A 17,582-nucleotide genomic window follows, 5' to 3' on the forward strand; every position below is an offset into this window, starting at 1 on the left:
GACGACCAGGGGCCGGGGCGGTACGCCTTCCTGCCCTGGCTGCTGATGGGCCTGGGAGCGTTTTCCAACATCATCCAGGGCAAGACGGGCAACCCATGGCTGGCCGGCGCCGGACTCCTCACCTTCAACTCCCTCTACATCGGCGTCGTCTTCGCCTCCTTCGACCCGAGGCGGCGCGACTCCCGCTACCCCCTCTACGCCCTGGCGGCGCTGACGGCGCTCACGTACGCGATCGCGCTCGGCTTCGGCGGCAACTGGTTCCTGTTCTTCCCGCTGCTCTCGCTGGCCTCCGGCACGGTGCGGGCGTTGCGCGGCAAGAAGCTCGCCTTCTGGCTGGTCACGCTCAGCGGCTCGGCCGGGTTCCTGGCGGGGTGGCACGACGACGACCCCTGGGGCTCCTTCGGCATCGGGTACGGCACATTCCTCTCCGGCATGGTGACCGCCACGGTCCTGAGCCTGTTCGACACCATCCAGGAGCTGCGGACCACACGTCAGGAGCTGGCCCGCAGCGCCGTGGAGAAGGAGCGGCTGCGGTTCTCCCGCGATCTGCACGATCTGCTGGGACACACCCTGTCCGTGGTGGTGGTCAAGGCGGAGGCGGTGCGCCGGCTGGCGCCGCGCGATCTGGACGCGGCGCTCGGCCAGGCCGCCGACATCGAGGCGGTCGGACGGCAGGCGCTGACCGAGATCCGTGAGGCGGTCACCGGCTATCGCGAGGGCAGCCTGAGCACGGAGCTGGACAAGGCCCGCTCGGTGCTGGAGGCGGCCGGGATCGAGTCCGTCGTACGGCGCTCCGGGCCGCCGCTGCCACCGCAGACCGGGGCGCTGCTCGGCTGGGTGATCCGCGAGGGCGTCACCAACACCGTCCGGCACAGCCGTGCCACCCACTGCGAGATCGAGGTGCGCGCCGACACCGACCGCGTACGGCTGACGATCACGGACGACGGGCGCGGTCCCGTATGCTCCGGTGCTGCCGAGGATCCGGCCGGGCCTCGCGGCCACGGGCGCGACTCCGGTGACGGCTCCGGCTCCGGCTCCGGCTCCGGCTCCGGCTCCGGGGAGAACGCCCGCGGGGACGGCCCGGTGGGCGGCACCGGCCTGAAGGGGCTGGCGGAGCGGCTGGCTGTGGCGGGCGGCACGCTGCACAGCGGGGCCGACGGCCGGCGCGGCTTCCGGGTCAGCGCCGAACTGCCCCTGGGAGCGGATGAGTTGACGGACGCGGAGGAGTTGACCAGGTGATCAGGGTCCTGCTGGCCGAGGACCAGGGAATGATGCGGGGCGCGCTGGCGCTGCTGCTCGACCTGGAGGCGGACATGGAGGTCGTCGCGCAGGTCGCGGCGGGTGACGCGGTGCTCCCCGCCGCCCTCGACGCCCGTCCCGACATCGCGCTGCTGGACATCGAACTCCCCGGCCGCAGCGGCCTGGACGCCGCCGCCGAGCTGCGCGAGCGGCTGCCGTCCTGCAAGGTGCTGATCGTGACGACCTTCGGCCGGCCCGGCTATCTGCGCCGCGCGATGGAGGCCGGAGCGTCCGGCTTCCTGGTGAAGGACGGCCCGGTCGAGGAGCTGGCGGCGGCGATCCGGCGGGTGCTCGCCGGGGAGCGGGTGATCGACCCGGGGCTGGCCGCAGCGGCGTTGAGCGCCGGGCCGAATCCGCTCACCCAGCGCGAGCGCGATGTGCTGACCGCGGCCGTGGACGGCGCGACCGTCGCCGATATCGCCGGCAAGCTGCATCTGTCCCAGGCCACCGTCCGCAACTACCTCTCGGCTGCCATCGGCAAGACCGGCACCCGCAACCGCATGGAGGCCGTGCGGGCCGCCCGCCGGAATGGCTGGTTGTAGCAGGCGGGGCCCGCGACCGCACGGGCCGACGGGGGACCGTGCCCGGCGCGCGCACCGGGTGAGCCGGGCCTGAGCCTCGTCCCGCTCCCCGCTCCCCGCTCATTGGGGTGCGACGTCCGCCCGCCGCCGGGGCAGGGCGACCACCATCAGCAGGATGGCGGCGACGAGCAGCAGCCCCCCAACGTGGAACGCCAGGCCGTAGCCGCCGGCCAACGCCGACCGGCCGTGGCCGCTCTCCATCCGGGAGGCGGCGACGGTGGACAGCACCGACAGGCCCAGTGCGCCGCCCATCTGGCGCGAGGTGTTGATCAGACCGGAGACCAGGCCCTGGTCGTCCGCGTCGGCGCCGGACGTGGCGATGGAGGCGACGGGGGTCGCGGTCAGGCCCGCGCCGAGCGCCATCAGGATGCCGGGGCCCAGGATGGTGCCGAGGTAGGTCCCGTCGGCGCCCATCGTGCCCTGCCATGCCATGCCGGACGCCGAGACCAGCGCCCCGAGAACGGCCAGCGTCTTGGCGCCCACGCGGCTCATCAGCCGCGGGGCGATCTTCGAGCCCAGCACGATGCTCAGGGAGTGCGGGATGAACGACAGGCCGGCCTGCAGCGGCGTATAGGCGAGCACGTTCTGCATGTAGAGCGACAGGAAGTACCACATGGAGAACATCGCGGCGCCGGTCAGCACCATCGCCGCGTTGGCCGAGGAGACCGAACGCAGCCGGAAGAGCCCCAGCGGCATCAACGGCGCCTTGGCGCGCGCCTCGACGGCGATGAAGGCGGCCACGACGACCAGCCCGGAGATCAGCGGCAGCAGCGTGGGAGCCGAGGTCCAGCCGTCGGACTCGGTGTGCACGATGCCGTAGGCCACCAGCCCCAGGCCGCCGGTCACCAGCAGCGCGCCGGGGATGTCCAACCGCCGGCCGGCGTCCCGCCGGCTCTCGGTGAGCCAGCGGACCGCGCCGGCCAGGACGAGCGCGCCGACCGGCACATTGATCAGCAGCACCCACCGCCAGGACAGGAACTCGGTGAGCAGCCCGCCGACCAGCCCGCCCACCGCGCCGCCGCCCGCGCCGACCGCCGTCCAGGTCGCGATCGCCCGGGTGCGGGCCGGGCCCGCCGGGAACGACGTGGTCAAGATCGTGAGGGTCGCCGGGGAGAGCACCGCGGCGCCGACGCCCTGCACGGTGCGGGCCGCGATCAACTGCCAGGGCTCCCGGGCGAGCCCGCCGCCCAGGCTCGCGAGGGTGAAGAGGGCGAGCCCGAGGACGAAGACCCGCTTGCGTCCGAAGATGTCGGCGACCCGGCCGCCGAGCAGCATGAACCCCGCGAAGGTGATGACGTAGGCGTTGACGACCCACTGCAGGCCCAGTTCGCTCAGGCCCAGACCGGACCGCACGGCGGGCATGGCGACGTTCACCACGGAGACGTCGAGGACGACGAGGAACTGCCCCGCGCAGACCAGCAGCGTCACCAGCCAGGCGGGTGCGGGCGCCCTCCGCGAGGTTTCGGACAGGGTGGTGGAGGTGGCTATCGGGGGCATGCGGGCCATGCTCGCATCCGTCACGTATCCACCGCATCGGCATATCGGTGCACCCGCCACGTGACCGAAGACCTAGGGCTTGAGCCGGGGGCGGAGACGGGATCAGGCACGGACGGTACGGAAGCGGAGCCGGTACTCGGTCGGTGTGGTGTTGAGAGTGCGGCGGAACGCCCGGATCAGGGTGTCGGTCGTTCCGAACCCGCAGAGGGACGCCAGACGTTCGAGGGTGACGTCGGTGGATTCGAGCTCATGGCGCGCCCTCTCGACGCGGGCCGACTCGATGTAGACGGCGGGGGTCATGCCGAGTTCGGCCTTGAAGATGCGGGCGAGTTGCCGTTCGCTGACGTGCGCGTGGGCGGCGAGGTCCGCCGTGGTCAGCCGCTCGCCGAGGTTGCGCATGATGTGGTGGCGCAGGTCTTCGATGCGCCGCGTCGTGGAGACGGGCTCCAGGGGGACGCTGAACTGGCTCTGCCCACCGGACCTCTTGAGGTACATCACGAGCTGGCGGGCCACGCGCAGCGCGACCACCTCACCGAAGTCCTCGGCGACCAGGGCGAGGGACAGATCCAGGCAGGAGCTGATGCCCGCGCCGGTCCACACGTTGCCGTCGCGGATGAAGATCGGTTCGGCGTCGACCTCGACCTCCGGATGGTCGGCGGCGAGCCGGGGTGCCGTCGACCAGTGCGTGGTGGCGCGCTTTCCGTCGAGGAGCCCGGCCGCGGCGAGGAGATGCGCGCCGACACACACGGAGGCGATACGGCGCGAGCGGCCCGCGAGGATCCCCACCCGGCGGACGATGCCGGGGTCGGTGACCGGGTGGATCCGGCGCTCGTCGTCGACTTCCACCGAGCCGGGGATCAGCAGTGTGTCGATGCTCATCGCCGCTGCCTCGCCGAAGGTGATGTCGGGCAGGACGCGCACACCGGCCGATGTGGTGACCGGGAGCATGCTTTCGGCGGCCAGGTGGACGCGGTAGCCGCTGCTGTCGTCGCTCTCGCGCCGCACGAGGGAGAACACCTCCGGCGGCCCGGTGACGTCGAGCAGATCCACGCCGTCGAACACGACGATGACGACGGAGCGTTCCGGGCTGGTCATGGGACCTCCTCGACGGCCATGTCCGGATCTGCATCCTAGATGACATTGCCGACACTCCGCGGGGTCCGTAGCGTTCCAGACGGCCCACCGCACGGGTGGGCCGCCCCCCAACTACCCCTGAAGACGGGACTCTTGTGACCACGACGACCCTGCGCACCCTCAACGGTTTCGACGAGACGCCCGCGAAGCTCTCCGACTCGACACTGATCCTGATCGACTACCAGAACACCTACACCCAGGGCGTGATGGAGCTGGAGGGCTGGCAAAGCGCGCTCGACGCCGCCGCCCTGCTGCTCGGCCGGGCCCGCGGAGCCGGTGCGAAGGTCGTCCACGTCCTCCACGACGGTGGCGAGGGCACCCCCTACGACATCAAGGCCGAGATCGGCCGCATCCACCCGCGCGTGGCCCCCGTCGACGGTGAGACCGTCGTCGTCAAGCAGGCCCCCGACGCCTTCCACGGCACCGACCTCGCCGAGCACATCGAGGCCGCGGGCAGGACGGATGTCGTCATCGCCGGGTTCATGACCCACATGTGCGTGGCCTTCACCGCCCAGGGCGCGTTCCTGCGCGGCAACCGGCCCACCGTCGTCGCCGACGCCTGCGCCACCCGGCCCCTGCGGGGCGCAGGCGTCGAGATGAGCGCCGAGCAGATCCACCACAGCGCACTGGCGACCGTGCAGGACCTCTACGGCGTCGTCGTCGCCACCGCGGCCGACCTGGGCTGAGTCGTGACCGTTGCCGACGCCGCGTGCACGGCCGTCACTTACGCAGCAAGGTGACCACCGCGGCGCCGCCCAGGCCGATGTTGTGGGCGAGGCCGATCCGTGCGCCGGGTACCTGCCGCTCCCCCGCCGTGCCACGGAGCTGCCACACCAGCTCGGCGGTCTGCGCCAGCCCGGTCGCGCCCAGGGGGTGGCCCTTGGAGATCAGGCCGCCGGAGGGGTTGACCACCCAGCGCCCTCCGTAGGTGGTGGCGCCGTCGGCGACCAGCTTGCCCGATTCCCCGTCCGCGCACATGCCCAGCGCCTCATACGTGAGCAGTTCGTTGACGGAGAAGCAGTCGTGCAGCTCGATGACGTCCACGTCCTCGATGCCCAGGCCGCTCGCGGCGTAGACCTGCCGGGCCGCGGCCCGGGACATCGGCTTGCCGACCACCTCGATGCAGGAGCCGGTGCTGAAGCTGTCCTCGGTGTCCGTCGTCATGGCCTGGGCGGCGATCTCCACCGCCCGCTCCTCCAGCCCGTGGGCGCGCACGAACCGCTCGGAGGCGACGACGGCCGCGGCCGAGCCGTCCGAGGTCGGCGAGCACTGCAGCCGGGTCAGCGGCCGGTGGATGGTCTTGGCGGCGAGGATCTCCTCGACCGTGTAGACGTCCCGGAACTGGGCGTAGGGGTTGTGCGCGGAGTGCCGGTGGTTCTTGGCGCCGACCGCGGCGAGCTGTTCCTCGGTGGTGCCGTAGCGGGCCATGTGCTCGCGGGCGGCGTTGCCGAAGATCTGCGCGGTGGGCGGCGTCCTCTCGAAGCCGTGGCCGGCCGCCATCACGCCGTAGTGCCGGGCGACCGGCGAGGTGGCGAAATCGCCGCCGTCCGCGCCGCCGCCCAGCGCGCCGCGTTTCATCTTCTCGAAGCCGAGCGCCAGCACACAGTCGTTGATGCCCGACTCGACGAACTGACGCGCCATCATCAGCGCGGTGGAGGCCGTCGCGCAGTTGTTGTTGACGTTGTAGACCGGGATGCCGGTCAGCCCGAGTTCGTACACAGCGCGCTGGCCGGCCGTCGAGGTCTGGTAGCAGAAGCCGACCGGCACCTGCTCGACCGCCTCGTAGCCGATCCCAGCGTCGGCGAGCGCGTTGCCGCCCGCTTCCTTCGCCAGGTCCCAGTACTGCCGGTCGCTGGTCTCGGGCTTGGTGAACGGGGTCATACCGACACCGATGATGTACGCCTTGCCGGCCATGCGTGTCCTCCTGGAAAGAGTTCAGACGAGGGGGCGGGGCTCGGGGTCGCGCGGCAGGCCGAGCAGCCGCTCCGCGACGACGTTCAGCTGGACCTGGGTGGTGCCGCCGGCGATGGTCAGGCAACGCGACATCAAGAAGCCGTGCAGGGCCCGTTCGCCCGTGCCCTCGCGCACCGCGCCGACCGGCCCGAGCAGTTCGAGCGCCAGCTCGGCGACCTTCTGCTGGTGCGGGGTCTGCACCAGTTTGCGGATGCTGGCACCGGCGCCCGGCTCCCGGCCCGATACCTGCTGGAGGGTGGTGCGCAGCCCGATGCAGCCCAGTGCGTGGGCCTCGGCGGCCAGCGCGCCGATGCGTGCGCGCACCGCGTCGTCCAGGTCCGCGGAGCGGTCGATGAGGGCCTGCAACCCGGTGTCGAAGGTCAGTTGGTCGGCCATGTGGACGCGTTCGTTGTCCAGGGTGGTGCGGGCGACCGCCCAGCCGTTGTCGACCTCGCCGACGACGGCGTCGGCGGGCAGCAGCACGTCGTCGAAGTAGACCTCGTTGAAGAGCGCGTCGCCGGTGATCTCCTTCAACGGGCGGATGTCGATGCCGGGGCTCCGCATGTCGACGAGGAAGAAGGTCAGCCCCCGGTGCTTGGGCGCGGTGGGATTCGTGCGGGCGAGCAGGATGCCGTGGCCCGCCCACTGGGCGGCCGAGGTCCACACCTTCTGGCCGTTGACCCGCCAGCCGTCGTCGGTCCGCTCGGCGCGGGTACGCAGGGACGCCAGGTCCGAGCCGGCCTCCGGTTCGGAGAAGAGCTGGCACCACAGGAGGTCACCGCGCAGCGACGGCAGCAGGTAGCGCCGCTTCTGCTCCTCGGTGCCGTGGGCGAGGAGCGAGGGCACCACCCAGGTGGCGATGCCCAGGTCGCTGACCTTGACCCCGGCGGCTGCCAGTTCCTGCTGGACGGCGAGCTGTTGGACGGGACCTGCGCCCAGTCCGTAGGGCTCTGGGAGGTGCGGGGCGGCATGGCCGGTGGGTGCCAGTGCACGGCGGGCGGCCGCCGGGTCCAGGCCGCGCACCCCGTCGATGACCGCGCGGGCGTCCGCGCGGTATCCGTCCGCGTCGGCGGGGAGTTCCAGTCGCAGTGCGCGGCGGGCACCGTCGGCGGCGTGGCGGGCGGCGCGGAGCCGGTGGGTGTCGCCGCCGCCGAGGAGTTGGCGGGCCACGGTCGCCCGTCTCAGGTGGAGGTGTGCGTCGTGCTCCCAGGTGAAGCCGATGCCGCCGAGGATCTGGATGCAGTCCTTGGCGCAGCTGAAGGCGGCGTCCAGGGCGGTCGCGGTGGCCAGCGCCGCGACCAGGCCGCGGACCTCGGGCGGCTCGTGCCGGGCGCGGGCCGCGTCCCAGACGAGCGCACGGGCCTGTTCGCAGCGGACGAGCATGTCGGCGCAGAGGTGCTTGACCGCTTGGAACTGGCCGATCGGGCGGCCGAACTGCTCGCGTACCGCGGCGTGTTCCGCGGCGGTGTGCAGGGACCGGGCGGCGGTGCCGCAGGCTTCGGCGGCGAACAGCACCCCGGCCAGGTCACGGACGAGGGTGGTGTCGACGGTCAGCAGCCGGTCGCCGGGTATCAGCACGCCGTCCGCGCTCACCTCGGCGGTCGGCCGGGTGGGGTCGGCGCTCTCCTGCGTCCGCACGGTCAGGGCGTCGGCGTCGGCCGCGAGCCAGACGGTGCCGGCGGGCGTCTCCGCGGCCAGCAGGAGCAGATCCGCGTCGCCGCCGGACAGGACGGGGGGCGCGGTGCCGTCGAGGAGGTAGCCGCCGGCTCCCTCGACGGCGATGAGCGAGCCGGCGCCGAATGCGACGGCGCCGATGCGCTCACCGGTGGCCAGGGCCCGCACGAGGTCCCGGGGGCCGCCGTGGTGGAGCAGTTCGGCGGCCAGGGCGGTGGGCAGGTACGGGCCCGGGAGCGCGGCACGGCCAAGTTCCTCCAGCACGACGGCCAGGTCGAGGAGTTCGCCGCCGCCCCCGCCGTCGGTCTCCGGAAGGTGGAGTCCGACCAAGCCCTGTGCGACGAGCTGTTTCCAGTAGGCAGGGCGGCCGGGACTGCCCGGCGGGGCGGTGTCGAGCAGGGTGCGCAGTTCCTCGGGTGGCACGGTGCGGGCGGCCCAGCGGCGCGTCGCCTCTGCCAGGTCACGGTGCTCTTGCGTGATTCCGATGCCCATGCGGGCAGACTAGAACACGTTCCAATCTGACGGAAGGTCAGGAACGGATCGAACGATGATCGACCTCTTTGTCGGAGTTGCTTGCCGTAATCGGCCCGGCTCCCGCCGCTTTCCGGGCGGGAACAGTCCGCATTCGACAGGGAACGCCAGGGCTGCGTACCGGAAACGGTCGGGTGAATTCCGGCGCGCGGCCGCCATTCCCACCCCGCCTGCCGGGCCCTGCGCGAATTCCCCGCTATCGGGCATCCCGGAAACGCTCCACCGGAAATACGAACCGCTGTTCTGACGGCGAAATACCCCGGTGGCCGGTACCCGCACATCGCCCGGCGCGCGCCGTACGGCAGCATGAGCCCTCTGACCGCACCCCAGGAGGAAGCCCATGGCCGCTCCCACGGCTCCCACAGCTCCGCAGCCGGAGATTCTCGCCGCATTCGAGGCGGCGAAGGGCTTCATGCCCGTGGACGAGGGCCTCGCCCTGTACGCGGCGGCGGCGGAAGCGGGGGCGCTCGGGCTGCCGCTGGTGGAGGTCGGCACGTATTGCGGCCGTTCCACGATCCTGCTGGCGGACGCCGCGCGCGGCGCGGGCGTGATGGCCGTCACCGTCGACCACCATCGGGGCAGCGAGGAGCAGCAGCCCGGCTGGGAGTACCACGACCCGACGGTCGTCGACCCCGAGGTCGGCCGGATGGACACCCTGCCCGCCTTCCGCCGGACCCTGCACGCGGCGGGCCTGGAGGAGCAGGTGATCGCCCTGGTCGGCCGGTCGCCGCAGGCCGCGGCCCTGTGGCGGGCCCCGGTCGGCCTGGTCTTCATCGACGGCGGGCACACCGACGAGCACGCCACCGCCGACTACGAGGGCTGGGCCCCGCACGTCGCCCCCGGCGGACTGCTCGTCATCCACGACGTCTTCGCGGACCCGGCGGACGGCGGCCAGGCCCCGTACCGCATCTACCGCAGGGCCCTGGAGTCCGGCGCCTTCACCGAGATCTCGGAGTACGGGTCGCTGCACGTCCTGCGGCGCACCGGCCCCGGCATCTGAGCGGGCTACGATCGCGGACGTGTCCAACGGCAGCACTTTCCCCCCGCACCGCCGCCTGCGCGGCGCCCTCGCCGTGACGCTGGCCGTCCTGGTGGCCGCCTGCGCCGCAGGCTGGCTGCTCTGGCGGTCCTCGGGCGGCACCGGAGGCGCGCCACCACCGGGCGCGCAGCCGGCACCGACTACGTCATCGAGCGGCAGCGCGGACGCCTCCGGCGGCAAGGCCGGGCACGGCGGCGCCGGCGACACCCACGCGAAGCCTGACGGTGACGGCGGGGCCGGCGGGGCCGGCGAGGACGGCGGGAAGGCGAGCGGGCCGGGGGACGGGTCCGGGACCCCGCGGCCGGGCGGCAGCCTCAAAGGCAAGGTCGTGGTGATCGACCCCGGCCACAACCCGCGCAACCGCGACCACGGCCGGGAGATCGCGCGACAGGTCGACATCGGCAACGCGCACAAGGAGTGCGACACCACCGGCACCTCCACCAACGACGGTTACGCCGAGGCGGCCTTCACCCTCGACCTGGCCCGCCGCACCCGCACCCTCCTCCAGGACCGGGGCGCCGAGGTCGTGTTCACCCAGGACGGCGACCGCCCGTACGGACCGTGCGTCGACGAACGCGCCGCCACCGGGAACAAGGCCCACGCCGACGCGGCCGTCTCCCTGCACGCCGACGGCTCGGGGGCCGGCAACCGTGGCTTCCACGTCATCCTGCCCGCCCGCGTCTCGGCCGGCGCCGCGGACACCACGGCGATGGTGGCGCCCTCGCGGGAGCTGGGCGAGCGACTGGCCGGACGGTTCGTGGCAGTTACCGGAAGCGCTCCCTCCAATTACGTCGGCGGCGGCACCGGCCTGGACGTACGGTCCGATCTCGGCGGCCTCAACCTCTCGAAGGTGCCCAAGGTGTTCCTGGAGTGCGGCAATATGCGCGACGCGAAGGACGCCGCGCAATTGACCGACGCGCAGTGGCGGCAAAAGGCGGCGCGCGGGATCACCGAGGGCATTACGGACTTCTTGACGCACTGACAGCGGCCTGCGAAACCCCCAGGGATACGGCACCCGATACCGCTGCCGAACCCTGCCGAAACCAACAGGACGGCCCGGCGGATTCGACGATAGGTTCCCCTTTACGATGGGGGGCCACTGCCCGTGCCTCGCACCGCGCGCCAGCGACAGCGACGACCAGAACCACGAAACCGACAAAGGACCCTTACGTGAACATCCGCTCCCTCACTCGAGGCGACGGCGTGGTGATCGGAGCAGCGGTGTTGCTGTTCATCGCCTCGTTCCTCGAGCTCTACTCGACCGGCGACACCTGCGTCGGCAAGTTCTGCCCCGAGTCGGCCTCCGGCCCGAACGCCTGGGACGCCCTGTCCCTGCTGATGAGCGTGTACCTCGCCGGTGTCATCGCCGCCGCCCTGATCGTGGTGTCCCGCGCCCTGCCGCAGCCGCGCAAGGTCGCCGGACTCGAACTCCAGCAGGTCGGCGTCTCGCTGGCCATCTTCGCGGCGTGGACCGCGTTCTGGACGATCGTCGACAGTGAGGGCGCCTCCGCCGGCCTGATCCTCGGCCTGATCGGCGCGCTGGTCCTGGCCGGCGCGGCCGTCGCCACCCCGCTGGTGCCCGCCCTCAAGGCCGCCCTCGTCGGCCCCCCGAAGCCGCAGGCCCCCTCCCCGTACGGTGCGGGCCCCAACCCCGGTTACGGCTACCCCGGCGCGCAGCAGCAGCAGCCGGCAGGCCAGGGCTACGGCTACCCGGGCGGCCAGCAGCAGCCCGGCCCGCAGTCCTACGGCGGTCAGCAGGAGCCGGCCGGCGCCACGGCCGGCGGCCCGCAGGGCGCCACCCCGGCAGCGGGCGGCCCGGCCGACTTCGCGCCGTTCTGGTTCGCGGTGCCCGTCGCGCGTCCGCTGTACGGCGAGGACGGTTCGCCGCAGCCGATCGCCGAACTGGCGCCCGGCACCTGGTACCTCGCGGTGGAGCAGCGCGGCCAGGCCCTGATCGCACAGACCCAGGACGGCCGGCGCGGCGTCCTGCAGGACACCACCGGCATCCAGCGCGGCTGACGCCGGACGCACAGCGGTCCTTTCGCGGCCCCTCGCCCCTCGTGGGCGGGGGGCCGTTGCGCTGCCCGCCCGCCGGGTCGTACAGTCGCCGGACCGCGCCGATCTGACGGTTCGTCAGCAAAGGTTGCGGCGGCACGGCCGGACGCAGCGGCGGAGAGGGGCGGGGCATGCGACTCGGGCTGGCGCTGGGCTACTGGGGCCGCGGCCCCGACCCCCGGCATCTCGAACTCGCCCGCGAGGCGGAGCGCCTGGGCTACCACTCGGTGTGGACCGCGGAGTCCTGGGGATCGGACGCGTTCACCGCGCTCACCTGGATCGCCGCGCACACCTCCCGGATCAAACTGGGCACCGGTATCGCGCAGATGGCCGCGCGCACCCCCACCGCCACCGCGATGCACGCCCTCACTCTCGATCATCTCTCCGGCGGCCGGGTCCTGCTGGGCCTGGGACTGTCGGGCCCGCAGGTCGTCGAGGGGTGGTACGGGCGGCCGTTCCCCAAGAGCCCGCTGACCGCGACACGTGAGTACGTCGACGTGATCCGGCAGGTCCTGCGCCGCGAGGGCCCGGTGGAGGCGGACGGGCTCTTCCACCCGCATCCCTACCGCGGCGCGGACGGCACCGGCCTGGGCAGGGCGCTCAAGCCCATCACCCACCCCCTGCGCACCGAACTGCCCGTCCTGCTCGGCGCGGAGGGCCCCAAGAACATCGCGCAGACCACCCGCATCGCGGACGGCTGGCTGCCGCTGTACTGGTCACCGCTGCGTACCGAGGTCTACCAGGCGTCCCTGGAGGACGCCCCGGACGGCTTCCTCATCGCCCCGATGGCGCGCGCCGCGGTCTGCGACGACGTCAGCGAGGGGCTGCTGCCGGTCAAGGCGATGCTCGGCTTCTACATCGGCGGCATGGGACACGCGACCCGCAACTTCCATGCCGATCTGATGGCGCGGATGGGCTTCGAGGACGAGGCCCGGCAGGTGCAGGAACTCTTCCTCCAGGGCCGCAAGGAGGAGGCGGTGCTGGCCGTTCCGGACGCGTTCGCCGACGAGATCTCGCTGGTGGGCCCGCGCGAACGCATCGCTCAGCGCCTGGAGTTGTGGCGGTCGGGGCCGGTCACCGACCTGCTGGTCACCGCTCCCGACCCGCACACCCTGCGGGTACTGGCCGAGCTGAACTCCTGACGCGCCCCGCCGCTGCGCAGACCTCACCGCTCATTCGAAGGACGCCCGCTCCAGCCACAGGTCGAGCAGCGCGCGGTCGCCGAGCACCTCGACGCGGTCGCTGTCTGCGGGCAGCCTGCGGTAGAGGACGCTCAGGAGGTCGGTGAGCGGGCCGCGCAGCGCGACGGCGGCCTTCTCGTGGCTGCGGCGGTGGGCGAGCCGGTCGCCCGTGAGGTCGAGGACCCATTCGGCGTTCAGCTCGGGCGGGGTGTCGGTGGCGTGCAGGTGGATGCTGCGGCCGGGGCCGAACAGCGGGTCATCGGCGTCCGCCTGGCGCGCGGCCCCCTCCGGAAGGGCGCACAACTGGAGCCATTCCTCCAGACAGTCGGCGGCCACCTCGGGCGCGAGTTCGTAGCCGGCGGCGGTCGCCAGAGCCGCGTCGGCCCGGTGGATCACCGTCTCGTGGGTCATCCGGCGGGCCCAGAACCGCGCCCGCCGCACCGGCGACCACGTCCACACCTCGGCCTCGGGACCTGCCTCGCGCAGCGCCCGTACGGTCTGCTCGACGCCCTCGGCGAGCCAGGCGTCCAGGGCGGCGACGCCCTCACCTTCCGGGCCGCGGATCAGCGGGACGTCCTCCTCCTCGACGTCTTCCGTGGCGCGGGTGGCGACCAGCGCACCGGCCCAGCGGTGCGCGCCGCCCACATGCAGGGCGAGATCGGCCAGCGTCCACGCGGGGCAGGTCGGCACCTTGGCGGCGAGGTCGCCCGAGCGCACCAGCTCCCTGAACCTGTCGGTCTCGGCGAGGAGTTCGGCGCAGTAGCGCTCATGGGAGAGGGAGCCGCGGAGAGTCATGACCGCACAGTAGTGCGGGCCCGGCTCTCACGGCTCCCCAATTTGTGCCCGCCCGGCCCATCGGTGGGTTGCCGCGGTGCCGCCCGGGTTCCTCGCCCCGGGCGGCACGGCCACGTAAGGGGCTCGCCTAGGAGCGGCAGCAGTCCGGGTCGAGGCCGGTGGGCAGCCATTCGCCGCCGAAGACCGACGTGGTGGCCTCGTCGCCCCCCAGTGCGGCTACCGCGAGCAGCAGCGACCCGGCGGTCCAGGAGGTCAGTTCACGGGGCCAGATCGCGTCGTCGTCGAAGACGTAACCGGTCCAGTACATGCCGTCCTCGGCGCGCAGGTGCTGCATCCACTTGAGGATCTGCACGGCGCGTTCGGACTCCCCCATCGCCCAGAGGGCGAGGGCCAGTTCGGCGCTCTCACCGCCGGTGACCCAGGGGTTGGGCAGCACACAGCGCACACCTAGTCCCGGTACGACGAAGCGCTCCCACTCCGCGTCGATCCGTTCCCTGGCGTCCGCGCCGCGCACCGCGCCGCCCAGGACCGGGTAGTACCAGTCCATGGAGTAGCGGGCCTTGTCCAGGAACCGCTCGGGGTGGCGGCGTATCGCGTGACCGAGGCGCCCGACGGCCAATTCCCAGTCGGGCTGCGGCTCCTCGCGCTGGTCCGCGAGCGCGAGGGCGCAGCGCAGGGCCTGGTAGACGGAGGACGAACCGGTCAGCAGCGCGTCGGTGACGGGGGTGCCGTCGTCCTCGCGCTTCCAGCCGATCTCCCCACCGGGCTGCTGGAGTTCCAGGACGTACTCGATGGCCGCGAAGACCGCCGGCCACATGCGGTCGAGGAACGTCTCGTCGCCGGTGGACAGGAAGTGGTGCCAGACGCCGACCGCGATGTAGGCGCAGAAGTTGGTCTCCCGGCCACGGTCGGTGGGCGCTTCGGCGTCCCCGTCGGCGTAGGCCGCGTACCAGGAGCCGTCCTTGTTCTGGGTGCGCACCAGCCAGTCGTACGCGGCCTCGGCGCGCTCGTGCTCGCCGGCCGCGTCCAGGGCCATGGCGGCCTCGGTGTGGTCCCACGGGTCGAGGTGGTGCCCGCGGAACCAGGGGATCGCGCCGTCCGCGCGCTGGATCGCGAGGATGCCGGCGACCGTACGGGCCGCCTGTTCGGCGGTGAGCACACCCGGCAGGACCAGGCGCTCGGTACGCCCGGGACTCGTCACTTGGCGGCTCCGGCGGTGGACTCGGTGGACTTGGCGGGCTTGGCGGCGCGCTTGGCCGGCCTGGCCGTGGACTTGGTGGCCTTGGTGGCCTTGCCCGCGGTCTTGGCGGCCTTTGCCGTATCGGCCGTCTCGGCCTTCACCGGCTCGGCGGTCGTCCCGGCGTCCTGCTCGGGCAGCCGCGGCTTGGTGGCGTAGGCGACGAAGCTCTTGCCGATGACGGGGTTGAGCGCCTGCTCCGCGAGCCGGGTGGCCAGCGGCTTCTTCATGATGTCCCAGACCAGCAGCTTGTGGTACGCCTTCACCGGCAGCGGGGCGTCGTCGCCGTCCTTGTTCACGCCGAAGGCGCACTTGAGCCACCAGTAGGGGCTGTGCAGGCCGTGCGCGTGGTGCGTGCCGTACGGCTCCAGGCCCGCCTCGCGCATCTTGCCGAGCAGCTCGTCGCCGCGGTAGATCCGGATGTGACCGCCCTCGACCTCGTGGTAGGCGTCGCTGAGTGCCCAGCAGATCTTCTCCGGGCCGTAGCGCGGGACGGTGACGGCGATCCGGCCGCCGGGGCGCAGCACCCGCACCATCTCGGCGAGCACGCCCTTGTCGTCGGGGATGTGCTCCATCACCTCGGAGATGATCACGACGTCGAAGCTGTCGTCGGGGAACGGCAGGGCGAGCGCGTCACCCTCCATCGCGGTGGCGGTGGCGCCCGCCGGGACCTCGCCGGCCTCCTTCATCGCGGCGAACCACTTGGCGACCTCGCGGATCTCCTCGCCGTTCTGATCGAGGGCGACGACCTGCGCGCCGCGTCGGTAACACTCGAAGGCGTGCCGACCCGCGCCGCAGCCCAGGTCGAGTACGCGGTCGCCCGGGGCGAGCGGGAAACGGGAAAAGTCGACGGTCAGCACGGCGTTCTGCTTTCGTCCGGCGGTTCATGGCGGTGGTGGCTGCGGGAAGCGGTGGGGCACAAGGTGCGGGGGTGGCAGCCGACGCCCCGCGCACCGGCGCGCGCGCCCGGAGGCGCGGTCGGACCCGGCACTAGGCGCGTCCGGCGGTACTCGGGGTGGCCGCGGTACCCGCGGCGCCCCCTGCCGCCCCCTGAGGACGGGTTCCGGCGGCGGCGCGGTCCGTCTGGAGGGCGATCGCCTCACGGTAGCGCTCCGCGGTGCCGAGGGCGGCCTGCCGCCAGGTGAAGCGGGCGAGCACCCGCTCGCGTCCCGCCGCGCCCAGCCGCCGGCGCAACGGGGCGTCTCCCAGGAGGCGGAGGAGCCCGGCAGCCAGTGCGCCGGCGTCGCCCGGGGGCACCGCCAGACAGGTCTCGCCGTCGGCGCCGGCGACTTCGGGGATGGCGCCGCCGGTGGTGGCCAGCAGCGGGGTGCCGGTGGCCATCGCCTCGGCCGCGGGGAGCGAGAAGCCCTCGTAGAGGGAGGGCACACAGGCGATCTGCGCGCCGCGCACCAGGTCGACGAGTTCGCTGTCGCTGATGCCCTTGACGAACTCGATGGCGTGGGCGAGGCCGTGGCGTTCGATGGCCGCGGCGACCGGTCCGTCGTCGGCGCGCTTGCCGACGACCACCAGATGCGCGTCGGGGTTCTCGGTACGGACCTTGGCGAGCGCCTCGACGAGGTGGACCAGGCCCTTGAGCGGCACGTCGGCGCTGGAGGTCGTGACGATCCGGCCGGGCACCTCGGGGACGGACGGGTCCGGGGAGAAGAGGTCGGTGTCGGCGCCGATGTGCACGACGTGGATCCGGCCGTCGGCCACGCCGAGGTCGTCGACGATCTCCTGGCGGGAGGAGCCGGAGACGGTGAGCACGGACGGCAGCCGGCGGGCGACCCGCTTCTGCATCCGGGTGAAGCCGTACCAGCGGCGGACCGAGGCGCGGCGCCGCCAGCCGTCGGCGGCTTCCAGGTCCAGGCGCCGGTCGACGGTGATGGGGTGGTGAATCGTGGTGACCAGCGGGGCGCCGATCGCGCGCGGACCGCCGAGCAGGCCGTATCCGAGCGTCTGGTTGTCGTGCACGACGTCGAACTCGCCCTGCCGGGCGGCGAGGTGACGCCGGGCCCGCAGGGAGAAGGTGAGCGGCTCGGGGAAGCCGCCGGTCCACATCGTGCCGACTTCGAGGGCGTCGACCCAGTCGCGGAACTCGCGGAGCCGCGGCGTGCGGAACGGGTCGGGCTGCCGGTAGAGGTCGAGGCTGGCCAGCTCGGTCAGCGTCACCCCGTCGTCGAGAACGGGGTAGGGCTGGGCGCCGATGACCTCAACGGTGTGGCCGAGCCGGGCCAGTTCGCGCGAGAGGTGGCGGACATAGACGCCTTGACCACCGCAGAAAGGGTTCCCCTTGTAGGTGAGCATCGCGATGCGCAGGGGTCCGTCGCCGTTGTGCGGGGCGGAGGCCGAGGGGGCCTCTGCGGGGCGAGGCGCGGCTGCCTGGACGGCCTCTGCGGTCACGCTCGGCCCCCTTCTCACTGGACTTTCGCCGGAGCGTAACCGCTGGCGGTAATCTAGAACAAGTTTCAGAACTGATCGGCTACTGATCAGTTCACGGAGCTTCGAATCTACCGGCCGAGCCCCCCGCGGAAAGAGTCGCACCAGGTGATTCGCGCCACGACCCGCCCCCCTGCCATGCTGTGCCGATCACACCACCGGCACTC

The 17,582-nt window shown here is 72.6% G+C and carries 15 protein-coding genes; 7 read left to right on the forward strand and 8 right to left on the reverse strand.

Annotation, left to right across the window (positions count from 1 at the left end; all coding sequences use genetic code 11):
* Nucleotides 1–45 precede the first annotated feature (45 nt).
* Together ACH4FH_RS28445 and ACH4FH_RS28450 are read left to right on the forward strand one after the other, a co-directional pair.
* Nucleotides 46–1,239, forward strand: coding sequence for a sensor histidine kinase (locus tag ACH4FH_RS28445; protein WP_398558808.1), 1,194 nt, complete (start codon nucleotides 46–48; stop codon nucleotides 1,237–1,239).
* The gene (locus ACH4FH_RS28450) at nucleotides 1,236–1,841 is read left to right on the forward strand and encodes a response regulator (RefSeq protein WP_398558773.1); all 606 of its coding nucleotides are present in this window, start codon (nucleotides 1,236–1,238) and stop codon (nucleotides 1,839–1,841) included. Before ACH4FH_RS28445 ends, ACH4FH_RS28450 begins: the two co-directional genes overlap by 4 nt.
* 99 nt (nucleotides 1,842–1,940) lie before the next feature.
* On the opposite strand, the gene ACH4FH_RS28455 is transcribed toward ACH4FH_RS28450, so the two are convergent.
* Nucleotides 1,941–3,386 (reverse strand): MFS transporter, encoded by a 1,446-nt coding sequence (locus ACH4FH_RS28455; RefSeq protein WP_398558774.1) that lies wholly within the window; start codon nucleotides 3,384–3,386, stop codon nucleotides 1,941–1,943.
* 93 nt (nucleotides 3,387–3,479) lie between these two features.
* Nucleotides 3,480–4,472, reverse strand: a complete 993-nt coding sequence (locus ACH4FH_RS28460; protein ID WP_398558775.1) for a GlxA family transcriptional regulator — start codon at nucleotides 4,470–4,472, stop codon at nucleotides 3,480–3,482.
* A 134-nt stretch (nucleotides 4,473–4,606) separates the two neighbouring features.
* Here ACH4FH_RS28460 and ACH4FH_RS28465 point away from each other — a divergent pair, with 134 nt between their 5' ends.
* Nucleotides 4,607–5,197, forward strand: a complete 591-nt coding sequence (locus tag ACH4FH_RS28465; RefSeq protein WP_398558776.1) for a cysteine hydrolase family protein — start codon at nucleotides 4,607–4,609, stop codon at nucleotides 5,195–5,197.
* A gap of 34 nt (nucleotides 5,198–5,231) precedes the next feature.
* Here ACH4FH_RS28465 and ACH4FH_RS28470 read toward each other — a convergent pair whose 3' ends face one another.
* Together ACH4FH_RS28470 and ACH4FH_RS28475 are read right to left on the reverse strand one after the other, a co-directional pair.
* Nucleotides 5,232–6,425 (reverse strand): lipid-transfer protein, encoded by a 1,194-nt coding sequence (locus ACH4FH_RS28470; RefSeq protein WP_398558777.1) that lies wholly within the window; start codon nucleotides 6,423–6,425, stop codon nucleotides 5,232–5,234.
* A 21-nt stretch (nucleotides 6,426–6,446) separates the two neighbouring features.
* Entirely contained in the window at nucleotides 6,447–8,630 is a 2,184-nt protein-coding gene (locus ACH4FH_RS28475) for an acyl-CoA dehydrogenase (protein ID WP_398558778.1), read from the reverse strand.
* Between the two features lie 379 nt (nucleotides 8,631–9,009).
* Between ACH4FH_RS28475 and ACH4FH_RS28480 the strand changes: the two genes are divergently transcribed.
* From ACH4FH_RS28480 to ACH4FH_RS28495, 4 genes are all read left to right on the forward strand, one after another.
* Nucleotides 9,010–9,669 carry a class I SAM-dependent methyltransferase gene (locus ACH4FH_RS28480; RefSeq protein ID WP_398558779.1) on the forward strand — a complete coding sequence of 220 codons (660 nt, stop codon included), beginning with the start codon at nucleotides 9,010–9,012 and terminating at the stop codon, nucleotides 9,667–9,669.
* A 19-nt stretch (nucleotides 9,670–9,688) separates the two neighbouring features.
* Nucleotides 9,689–10,690, forward strand: coding sequence for an N-acetylmuramoyl-L-alanine amidase (locus ACH4FH_RS28485; protein ID WP_398558780.1), 1,002 nt, complete (start codon nucleotides 9,689–9,691; stop codon nucleotides 10,688–10,690).
* 188 nt (nucleotides 10,691–10,878) lie between these two features.
* Nucleotides 10,879–11,727 carry a hypothetical protein gene (locus ACH4FH_RS28490; protein ID WP_398558781.1) on the forward strand — a complete coding sequence of 283 codons (849 nt, stop codon included), beginning with the start codon at nucleotides 10,879–10,881 and terminating at the stop codon, nucleotides 11,725–11,727.
* A gap of 167 nt (nucleotides 11,728–11,894) precedes the next feature.
* Nucleotides 11,895–12,905, forward strand: a complete 1,011-nt coding sequence (locus ACH4FH_RS28495; protein ID WP_398558782.1) for an LLM class F420-dependent oxidoreductase — start codon at nucleotides 11,895–11,897, stop codon at nucleotides 12,903–12,905.
* 30 nt (nucleotides 12,906–12,935) lie between these two features.
* On the opposite strand, the gene ACH4FH_RS28500 is transcribed toward ACH4FH_RS28495, so the two are convergent.
* From ACH4FH_RS28500 to ACH4FH_RS28515, 4 genes are all read right to left on the reverse strand, one after another.
* A complete protein-coding gene (locus tag ACH4FH_RS28500) occupies nucleotides 12,936–13,739 on the reverse strand; it encodes a maleylpyruvate isomerase N-terminal domain-containing protein (RefSeq protein ID WP_398558783.1) in 804 nt (267 codons plus the stop codon).
* Nucleotides 13,740–13,866: 127 nt separating this feature from the next.
* A complete protein-coding gene (locus ACH4FH_RS28505; RefSeq protein ID WP_398558784.1) occupies nucleotides 13,867–14,940 on the reverse strand; it encodes a prenyltransferase in 1,074 nt (357 codons plus the stop codon).
* Entirely contained in the window at nucleotides 14,937–15,836 is a 900-nt protein-coding gene (locus ACH4FH_RS28510) for a class I SAM-dependent methyltransferase (RefSeq protein WP_398558785.1), read from the reverse strand. The genes ACH4FH_RS28505 and ACH4FH_RS28510 overlap by 4 nt, the downstream gene beginning before the upstream one ends.
* 130 nt (nucleotides 15,837–15,966) lie before the next feature.
* Complete coding sequence (locus tag ACH4FH_RS28515) at nucleotides 15,967–17,379, reverse strand: glycosyltransferase family 4 protein (protein WP_398558786.1); 1,413 nt, start codon at nucleotides 17,377–17,379, stop codon at nucleotides 15,967–15,969.
* Nucleotides 17,380–17,582: the final 203 nt, after the last annotated feature.

Source organism: Streptomyces sp. NPDC017993 (assembly GCF_044328065.1).
In the GTDB taxonomy this organism is placed as follows: Bacteria; Actinomycetota; Actinomycetes; order Streptomycetales; family Streptomycetaceae; genus Streptomyces.

What these genes read in the sequence shown, in the direction of transcription:
- ACH4FH_RS28495 (WP_398558782.1), top strand. Translation starts at nt 11,895, where the DNA reads ATGCGACTCGGGCTGGCGCTGGGCTACTGGGGCCGCGGCCCCGACCCC.
- ACH4FH_RS28480 (WP_398558779.1), top strand. Translation starts at nt 9,010, where the DNA reads ATGGCCGCTCCCACGGCTCCCACAGCTCCGCAGCCGGAGATTCTCGCC.
- ACH4FH_RS28500 (WP_398558783.1), bottom strand. Translation starts at nt 13,739, where the DNA reads ATGACTCTCCGCGGCTCCCTCTCCCATGAGCGCTACTGCGCCGAACTC.
- ACH4FH_RS28475 (WP_398558778.1), bottom strand. Translation starts at nt 8,630, where the DNA reads ATGGGCATCGGAATCACGCAAGAGCACCGTGACCTGGCAGAGGCGACG.
- ACH4FH_RS28460 (WP_398558775.1), bottom strand. Translation starts at nt 4,472, where the DNA reads ATGACCAGCCCGGAACGCTCCGTCGTCATCGTCGTGTTCGACGGCGTG.
- ACH4FH_RS28470 (WP_398558777.1), bottom strand. Translation starts at nt 6,425, where the DNA reads ATGGCCGGCAAGGCGTACATCATCGGTGTCGGTATGACCCCGTTCACC.
- ACH4FH_RS28455 (WP_398558774.1), bottom strand. Translation starts at nt 3,386, where the DNA reads ATGGCCCGCATGCCCCCGATAGCCACCTCCACCACCCTGTCCGAAACC.
- ACH4FH_RS28445 (WP_398558808.1), top strand. Translation starts at nt 46, where the DNA reads ATGGGCCTGGGAGCGTTTTCCAACATCATCCAGGGCAAGACGGGCAAC.